Origin of the sequence: Actinocrinis puniceicyclus, assembly GCF_018283645.1 — a bacterium.
GTDB lineage: Bacteria > Actinomycetota > Actinomycetes > Streptomycetales > Catenulisporaceae > Actinocrinis > Actinocrinis puniceicyclus.
The window spans coordinates 1-301 of the sequence record NZ_JAGSXH010000417.1 but is presented as its reverse complement, the minus strand read 5'-3'; the positions used below and the strand labels follow the sequence as shown (position 1 = coordinate 301).

The window sequence follows — 301 nt, the reverse complement described above, 5'->3', positions numbered from 1 at the left end:
CGCGGTGGACGGCAAGGTGCTGCGCGGCTCGGGCGCCACCGGGTTCGCGCAGGTCACCCTGCTCGCAGCGCTGGATCACGCCGCCGGCACGATCCTGGCCCAGCGGCAGATCGACTCCAAGACCAACGAGATCCCCGAGGCGCGCATCCTGCTTGACGGCATGGACATCGCAGGGTCCGTCATCACGATGGACGCGCTGCACACCCAGCGGGAAACAGCACGCCACCTGCGCGAACACGACGCACACTACGTTTTCACAGTCAAGGCGAACCAGCCCGCACTGCTCACGGCCTGCCATCAG

General features: G+C 67.4%; 1 protein-coding gene. It reads left to right on the top strand.

Annotated elements, in window-relative coordinates; genetic code table 11:
• The coding region (locus KGA66_RS29545) for an ISAs1 family transposase (protein WP_211472952.1) at positions 1–301 on the top strand (301 nt) is incomplete at both ends.